An 8,230-nucleotide genomic window follows, 5' to 3' on the forward strand; every position below is an offset into this window, starting at 1 on the left:
GGATGGACGTGTCGAACGAGTGGTCCCACTGACCGTAGGCCGCGGTCGACTTCTCGGTGGTGCGCCAATCGTTTCCGTTGGTGAAGTCGGTATACGGCTTGAAGTAGGCATCTGCCTCCGCCGCGCTCAGCGGATTGCCCGGCGGGAGCGACGTCGGACGATACGACTGCGCGTTCTTGACGGCCTGCGCACGCAGTTGGTCGAAGTTCGGCACGAAGAACGTCGGGAACTGGCGCGCGTCGCTGCTGCCAGGAATCCGGCCGTAGAAGCTGGCGATGTTGTACTGGGCGACGGTCATGTCCTTGAACGAGCCTTGCGGGCCGATGCCACCCCAGTCGCCGTGGAAGTTGTTCGAGCCGGCGGAACGATTCTTCAGCTTGGTGAAACCGAGGCCGGCGAGCAGCTTGTCGTCGGCGCTGAGCTTGTAGGTGCCGCTGGCCTGGACCTGATCGACGTCCTGATAGGAAATGTTGTTGGTGAACTGCGAGCCCGTGACGGTGGTCTTGCTGGAGTCGTACTTCAAGCCGGGCGACTGCATGACCGGGAACTTCTGGTCGTAGTACATCGTCGTGTTGCCCTGGTTGAACATTGCCAGGTCAATGACGTTGGTGTCGCCATAAGGGCTGTCCGGATTGGTCCGGGACGTCGAATGGTGAGCGTCGAGATCGATGTTCAGCTTCTCGCTGACCTTCCATGCCGCATTGAAACCGGTGGAGTTCAGCTTGGTCTTGACCGCCTGCTGGGCAGCGTACATCGCGAAGTCGTGCGTGCCGTCCCAGGTGGCCGTCTGGATGATCGGGTCGTAGACCTGGCCCGTGGCGGTGAAGGTCGTGGGCGGCTGGCCATTCAACGGGCCCGAATACGAGGGGCCGAACCAGGAGGAGTTCTCAATGGCGTTCTGCTTGGTCGCGTTGATGGCAATCGTGTGGTCCAGCGTGAACTTCAGTTCCTTCGTCGGGGCGAACTGCAGAACGGCCTGACCGTTGATGCGCTCGCRCTCCAGATCGGTCACGCGGTAACGCACGTCATTCGTGTGCGTCACATAGCCGCTGGTCGGGAAGTTCTTCAGGTTGCCGGCCGGAACACCGTCATACGCCGTACCGGCGGCACCGTTCGTAATCGGCTGTGTTTGCCAGCCGTTGCCGGTGAACGCGTTGTTGGAGCCCGAGTTGCGCTTCGAGTAGTTGCCGCTAATCGAGATGCCGAGCGTGCGGTCCCCGAAGGACGTGCTGTAGATGCCGGAGATTTCTGGCGTGACCTTCGAGCCCGCAATCTCGCCCGGCAGGCGGCCGATCGACTCGTCATAGTTGGCCTTGATGCCGATGCTGGCGATGGTTTCGCGCACATCCAGCGGGCGGGCCGTCTTGACGTTGATGGTGGCGCCGATACCGCCCGTCGGCGACGAGGCACGAGCGGTCTTGTACACCTCCAGCGCGGAAACTGCGTCGGAGGACAGGTTGGCAAAGTCGAAGGCGCGGCCGGCACCATTGGAGGTCGGCATCTGCCGGCCGTTCAGCAGCACCATGTTGAACTGCGGGCCGACGCCGCGAACGGTGACTTGCGAGCCTTCACCGCTCATGTTCCGGTCGATGGACACGCCGGCGATGCGCTGCATCGACTCGGCCAGGTTGGTGTCCGGGAACTTGCCGATGTCTTCAGCCACGATGCCATCGACCAAGCCGCGCGAATCGCGCTTCAGGGTGACAGCGCTGTCAAGGGACCGGCGAATACCCGTGATGACCACGGTCTCCAGGGAGTTGGCAGCAGCCGACGCCGCAGATGCAGGCGCCGCAGCGCCAGCCTGCTGAGCATGTACCGCAGCGGCACCCGTGAGCAACGCGATCGACGAGGCCCACGCAACGGGCTTGAGCCGGATGGACCGCACGGGACCACGCCGAACTTTGGAAATCTGAGGGTGTTTCATTTGTCTCCTTACTTGCTTTAAGCGGCTGTAGCGCCGATTGATGACGACTCTATGGCCCGCTGATGCCAGCACTTGGTAGCGTTACCAGCACTCCTCAAAAAAGAGAGTGCCCGTTGCAGGCGCCTGCGTACTGTACGTTTTGGCCTCCCCATGACTCCTGGGGTTTACGCGAGTTGATCTTGCCGTGTGCGCAATCAACAACACCTGCGAAAGCAGCTCTTTCCGGGGTGGCCGGACAGCGAATCGTGCGCTTGCGCGCAACCATCGGGGATGAGCTTTGGTAGCGATCTCAGCATCCTTGCCAAGAGCACATCGATCTGCGGGTCAATTCAAATAGACAACGCTGTCAACAATATCCCAATGTGGCGGAGGATTCAATTGCGTGCGCAGTCTGGTTTTCCCGGAATGGGGACAGAAAGCCCAAGATGGTTCACTTGGGCACCAGAGGGGTGCCTCTGGTTTCAGTGCAGGTACGGCGCCCGTGATGAGTTGTCCAAAAGCAACGCAGTGGAGAAAGCAGGCTCAGGCCAGGTCCAGCCGGTAGCCCACGCCGTACACCGAAGCGATGCATTCCTGGGCTGGCTCCAGCGCCGCCAGCTTGCGGCGGATGTTCTTGATATGGCTGTCGACAACCCGGTCGGACACGTCGCGGAAGTCCTCGTGGATGAGATCCAGCAGTTGGGACCGTTCGAAAACGCGCCCCGGCTGTTGCAGCAGCTGGCGCAACAGGCGGAACTCCACCGGCGTCAACGACAGCGCCTGCTCCTGCCAGACGATGCGCTGGCCCGCCTCATCCACCGCAAAGCCGCCACCCGCCGGCACCAGTGTGGCCGGCGCCAGCCGTCCCTGGGCGCGGCGCAGCAGGGCCTTCACGCGGGCCACGAGTTCGCGCGGGCTGAAGGGCTTGCAGACGTAGTCGTCCGCGCCGAGTTCCAGGCCAAGCAGCCGGTCCAGTTCCTCGACACGGGCGCTGTTGATGAGGATGGGCACGTCGCTGAACATGCGCACGGCGCGGCAGACCTCCAGGCCGTCCAGCCCGGGCAGCATGACGTCCAGCAGCACCGCCGCCGGCATCGGGCCGGTCTTGAGCCTCTCCAGCGCCTGGCGGCCATCGGCCAGCCATTCGCTGCGGTAGCCGGCGGCCTGCAGATAGTCCCGCACCAGGGCCGCCAGCTTGGGCTCGTCCTCGACGATCAGGATGAGATCGCTCATAGGCCATTTCCCTCGGGTTTGAGCGGCAGTGTCAGCACCATGGCCAGGCCGCCCAGCGTCGAGGCCTCGGCGTGCAGGCGACCGCCATGGGCCAGCGCGATGGCACGGGCGATGGCCAAGCCCAGGCCCGAGCCCCCAAAGGCGCGACTGCGCGAGGGGTCGACACGGTAGAGCGGGTCGAACAGGCGGTCCAGCTCGGCCTCCGCCACGCCGGGCGGTGTGTCTTCGATGCGGATCTCGATGGCCGTGCCCAGCGAGCGCGCGGACACCTGCAGCAGGCCGGGAGCCTCGGTGTAGCGCAGGCTGTTCTCAAGCAGATTGGCCAGCAGTTGAGAGATTCGCACTGCGTCCCAGTACGCGGCCGGCAGCACCTGCGGCAGAGGCGCCTCAATGACCAGGCCCCGCGCCCTGGCACGCGGCGCGATGCGCTCAAGGGCCGCCTGCAGCAGCGCAACCGGCGCCACGGGCTCGAATTCGCAAGGCAGGGACCGCAGCTCGGAGGTAGCCAGCAGGTGGAAGTCTTCAACCAGGCGGGACAGGCGCTTGATCTCTTCCTGCAGCGAGGTGAGCGCCGCGCTGTCCAGCGGCCGTATGCCGTCCACCAGCGCCTCGACCTCGCCACGCAGCACGGCCAGCGGCGTGCGCAACTCGTGGGACAGCTCGGCGATCCAGCGCTGGCGGCTGCTCTCCAGTCGCTGCAGCGCCTCGGCCATGCCGTTGATGTCCGCGTGCAGGCCTGTGATCTCGCTGGCGCCGCCGCCATCGCGGGGCGCGGGCAGGCGCACGTCGAACTCGCCCGCCGCGATCCGCCGTGCCGCAACCTGGGCCTCGGCCAATGGCCGCGCCCAGCGCACGGCGAGCAGCCGTGCCAGCACCAAGGCCACGATGAGGACACCCCCGACCACGACGCCCAAGCCGATGTACTGCCGTCGCAGGAAACTGGCGTCCACCCCCTCGGCCGGCCCGGCACGTTCCGCCAGCCGCAGCACGGCCAGCGTCTGGCCATTGAGCTTGATGGCGCGGGTCTGGCCGGGGCGGCCCAGCGTCTCGCGGCGGCCCGCCAGCGGGGTGATGCCATCGGCAGCCAGCACAACGACGCGTGGGCCGAAATTGGAAGGATCGCGGCGCGGCGGTGGTGGGTCGCGGCGCGGGTCAGGCGGCGGACGGCGGCCCTCGGGATCGCCACGCTCCGGTGGCGGCGGATCGTCGGACCGGCCGCCCGGCGGTGGTCCTTCAGCAGGGCCGCCATGCCCCGTCRACACGCGCACGGTGTCCAGCCAGTMACGCAGCGCCGGGCGCCAGTCCTGCGGCGCCCCGCCGCGCCGGGCCAGGTCTCGCTCGGCGGCTTCCATCAGTCGCGTCAGGTGCTCGCCATCCTGAGCCTGCAGATAGTCACTGAAGCCGGCGCGCAGATTCCAGACCACGAGACCGGCCACGGCCGCGACGGCCGCCAGCGCGATGGTGATGAGAAGCAGGGACAACTGGTGGACAAGACGCATGCGCGCATCTTGCCGGGCAACTGTGGAGCCGGCCTCCACAGTTTCTCCATGCTGGGCCCACGCTCGGCCGGGAAGCTCGCGGCATGCCAACGAAGGAGACCGCCATGCCCGCCCGCCACATCCTGCTGCCCGCAATGCTGCTCTGCCTGCTCGCTGGCTGCGGCGGCGGCGCTGGCGGCGCCGCTGCCGACGCCAGCGCCGATGCCGCCGCCCAGCGCCCACCCCGCACGCCTTTGCCAGCGCCCGTTCCCGTGCCGACGCTGGCCCAGGTCGGCGACCGGTTGTTCGAGGAGGTCAGCCTCTCCGCCAGCGGCAAGCTGGCTTGCGCCAGCTGCCACGTCGAGGCGCGCGGCCATTCGGATGCAACCGGCAGCTTCCTGCCCCTGGGTGGTGCCGACGGCACCCACCAGGGCCTGCGCAGTTCGCCCAGCGCTCGTTACCTCGATCAGGCCGGCGCCTTTGGGTTTGACGCCCAGGGCCGGCCGCGCGGCGGGCTGTTCTGGGATGGCCGCGCCAACAACCGCAGCGAGCAGGCGCGCGGGCCACTGTTCAATGCTGACGAGATGGCCAATGCCGACGTCGCCGCGCTGGCAACCCGGTTGCGCGCCCTGCCCTATTCGGCCGACCTGCGTGCCGCAGCCAATCTGCCGGCCGCCGCGACTGACAACCAGTTGGTCGACGCCGCCGTCACCGCACTCGCCCGCTACCAGGCCGATGACGCCAGGTTCCATCCGTTCACAAGCAAGTTCGACGCGGTCCAGGACGGCCGCACCACCTTCACCGCCCAGGAGCAGCGCGGCCTCAATCTGTTCAACGACCCGCAGCGCGGCAACTGCGCCAGTTGCCATGACAGCCGGCCTGTTCAAATCCAGCCAGGCCTGAACCGCGCCCTGTTCACCAACTTCAGCTATCACGCCCTCGGCGTGCCGCGCAACCAGAGCCAGGCCACCGCCAATCCGGCCTTCTTCGATCTCGGCCTGTGCGCCCGCAGCGACCTCGCTGGCCGCGCCGACCTGTGCGGCATGTTCCGCACGCCGACGCTGCGCAACGTCGCCTTGACGGGACCGTACTTCCACAACGCCCGCTTCGCCACGCTCGAAGACGCCGTCGCCTTCTACGCCACGCGTGACCTCGATCCGGCGCGCTGGTACCCGACCGTCAACGGACAGATCCTGGTCTATAACGACCTGCCCGCCCTCTACCACGGCAATGTCCAGCAAGGCGCACCCTTCCGGCGCGCCGGCCAGCCGCCGGCCCTGACCGCCCAGGACGTGACCGACGTTGTCGCCTTCCTGCGCACGCTCAGCGACGGTTTCACGACAGCGCCGGCAGCACAGTGAAGGGGCCCGTTCCAGAGAAGAAACTGCTAGAGTCACGGAGAGGTAACTTGGTTACTTCTCCTATAGCAATTCCTTCTCGGACGACCTGCCATGCCCTCACGAGCCGCTCCTGCCCGCCAAGAGATCGACAAAAAGGCCGACAAGAATGAACCGCTGGTGGCCGACATCCGGCTGCTCGGGCGCATCCTCGGCGACGTCATCCGCGAACAGGAGGGGCGCGAGGCCTACGAGCTCGTCGAGCGCATCCGCCAGCTGTCGGTGGCCTATCGCCACAAGCACGACAAGGAGGCTGGCAAGCGCTTCGACAAGCTGCTGAAGAGCCTGTCCGGCGAGCAGGCCGTCAGCGTCATCCGCGCTTTCAGCTATTTCTCGCATCTGGCCAACATCGCCGAGGATCGTCACCACATCCGCCGCCGCGACGTGCACGAGCGAGCCGGCAGCCTGCAGCCCGGCTCGCTGGCCTATTGCCTGGAGCATCTGCACGAGGCCGGCATCCGCCCGACCGAGATCGCCGAGGTGCTCAAGCGCGGCTTCATCTCGCCGGTGCTGACGGCCCACCCGACCGAGGTGCAGCGCAAGAGCATCCTGGACGCCGAGCGCGCCGTGGCCGGCCTGTTGGAAGCTCGCGACCGCGCGGGCACGGAGCGTGAGCTGCGCGACACCGAGGGCCTGCTGCGCGCCCGCATCACCCAACTCTGGCAGACGCGCATGCTGCGCTACTCCAAGCTGACGGTGGCCGACGAGATCGAGAACGCGCTCTCCTACTACCAGTCCACCTTCCTGCGCCAGATTCCCAAGCTCTATGCCGAGCTCGAGGAGCACCTGCCTGGCGAGCAACTGCCCAGCTTCCTGCGCATGGGCAACTGGATCGGCGGCGACCGCGACGGCAACCCCAACGTCGGCGCCGTGACGCTCAAGCGCGCCATGCAGCGCCAGAGTGAGGTGGCGCTGCGCCACTACCTGACCGAGCTGCACGAGTTGGGCGCGGAGCTGTCCATCTCGCTGCACCTGACGGGCGTCTCTGCCGACATGCAGAAGCTCGCTGAGCGCAGCCCCGACCAGAACGTCCATCGCATGGACGAGCCTTACCGCCGTGCGCTGACGGGCATGTATGCCCGCCTGGCCGCCACCCTGCATGCGCTGACCGGCACCGAGGCGCTGCGCCATGCCGTCGCGCCGCAAGACCCCTATCGCACACCCGATGAGCTGCTGGCCGACCTGCGCATCATCGAGGCCTCGCTGAAGAGCCACCATGCCGAAGCACTGATCGCACCGCGGTTGAGCCCGCTGGTCCGCGCCGTGCAGGTGTTCGGTTTCCACCTCGCCACGCTGGACCTGCGCCAGAGCAGCGACCAGCACGAGCTGGTGCTGGCGGAGTTGCTGGCCACGGCCCGGATCGAGGCCGACTACCCGGCGCTCGATGAAGCCGCCAAGCGCGAACTGCTGCTGAAGCTGCTGAACGACGCCCGCCCGCTGCGCGTCATCGGCGCGAGCTATACCGACAAGACGCTGTTCGAACTCGCCACCTTCGAAGCCGCCCGCGAGGCCCTGGCCCGCTTCGGCCGCGAGGCGCTGCGCCACTACATCATTTCGCACACCGAGTCGGTGTCCGACCTGCTGGAAGTGGCCCTGCTGCTGAAGGAAACCGGCCTGCTGCGCGGCGTGCTGACCGAGTATGCGGTCAGCGACCTCATCATCGTGCCGCTGTTCGAGACCATTGGCGACCTGCGCGTCGCGCCGGACATCATGCGCGAGTTCTACGCCCTGCCCGGCGTGCGCGGCCTGGTGGACCGTTCGAGCGGCGAGCAGGACATCATGCTGGGCTACTCGGACAGCAACAAGGACGGGGGCATGTTCACCTCGTCCTGGGAGCTCTACCGCGCCGAGATCGCGCTGGTCGAGCTGTTCGACGAATTGAAGCGCGTCGGCCCCATCACGCTGCGCCTCTTCCACGGCCGTGGCGGCACCGTCGGCCGCGGCGGCGGCCCGAGCTATCAGGCCATCCTGGCCCAGCCTCCCGGCACCGTGAACGGCCAGATCCGCCTGACCGAGCAGGGCGAGGTCATCGCCTCCAAGTACGCCCACCCGGAGATCGGCCGGCGCAACCTGGAAACGCTGGTGGCCGCCACGCTGGAGGCCACGCTGCTGCATCCGACGCAGAGCGCGCCCAAGGGCTTTTTGCAGGCTGCACAGGCGCTGTCGGACGCGAGCTTCGACGCCTACCGCGGTCTCKTCTACGGCACGCCGGGCTTTGC

General features: G+C 67.1%; 5 protein-coding genes. 2 read left to right on the forward strand and 3 right to left on the reverse strand.

The features are described from left to right. From AC1DU6_RS13415 to AC1DU6_RS13425, 3 genes are all read right to left on the reverse strand, one after another. A partial coding sequence (locus tag AC1DU6_RS13415) for a TonB-dependent receptor (RefSeq protein WP_477857693.1) occupies positions 1–1,924 on the reverse strand: 1,924 nt, incomplete at its 3' end. A 522-nt stretch (positions 1,925–2,446) separates the two neighbouring features. Beyond that, entirely contained in the window at positions 2,447–3,136 is a 690-nt protein-coding gene (locus AC1DU6_RS13420) for a response regulator (protein WP_056195288.1), read from the reverse strand. Then, positions 3,133–4,635, reverse strand: a complete 1,503-nt coding sequence (locus AC1DU6_RS13425) for an ATP-binding protein (protein ID WP_477857695.1) — start codon at positions 4,633–4,635, stop codon at positions 3,133–3,135. Before AC1DU6_RS13425 ends, AC1DU6_RS13420 begins: the two co-directional genes overlap by 4 nt. Positions 4,636–4,739: 104 nt before the next feature. On the opposite strand from AC1DU6_RS13425, the gene AC1DU6_RS13430 reads away from it, so the two are divergent. Both AC1DU6_RS13430 and ppc read left to right on the forward strand, forming a co-directional pair. Next, positions 4,740–5,975 carry a cytochrome-c peroxidase gene (locus AC1DU6_RS13430; RefSeq protein ID WP_477857697.1) on the forward strand — a complete coding sequence of 412 codons (1,236 nt, stop codon included), beginning with the start codon at positions 4,740–4,742 and terminating at the stop codon, positions 5,973–5,975. 90 nt (positions 5,976–6,065) lie between these two features. Then, on the forward strand, positions 6,066–8,230 hold a 2,165-nt coding region (ppc, locus tag AC1DU6_RS13435; RefSeq protein WP_477857699.1), incomplete at its 3' end, for a phosphoenolpyruvate carboxylase.

It is taken from the genome of Roseateles sp. P5_B10 (assembly GCF_056400485.1).